The organism is Pseudomonas sp. HMSC063H08, from assembly GCF_001813645.1.
Taxonomy (GTDB): Bacteria; Pseudomonadota; Gammaproteobacteria; order Pseudomonadales; family Pseudomonadaceae; genus Pseudomonas; species Pseudomonas aeruginosa.
This window is the reverse complement of the sequence record NZ_KV813497.1, coordinates 1-206: the sequence shown is the minus strand read 5'-3', so window position 1 is coordinate 206 and position 206 is coordinate 1. Positions and strand designations below refer to the sequence as shown.

Here is a 206-nt window from a genome sequence, read left to right as displayed (position 1 = left end):
TTGCCATGCCGGGTGATGCCGGACACGGCCAGTGCGGTGGCCAGGTGGGTTTTGCCGGTGCCTGGGCCGCCGATCAGCACCACGTTCTGCGCGGTGTCGGTAAAACTCAGATTGGCCAGCTCGCTGATCAAGCGAGCGTCGGCGCTGGAGGCGCTGAAGTCGAAGCCGGCCAGATCGCGGTGCATCGGCAGCTTGGCCATGTTCAT

The 206-nt window shown here is 65.0% G+C and carries 1 protein-coding gene; it reads right to left on the bottom strand.

Going from position 1 to position 206, the window contains the following annotated elements; translation table 11 throughout:
* Positions 1–206 (bottom strand): ATP-binding protein (locus tag HMPREF2924_RS21235; RefSeq protein ID WP_168172967.1); only part of this gene is annotated, 206 nt, incomplete at both ends.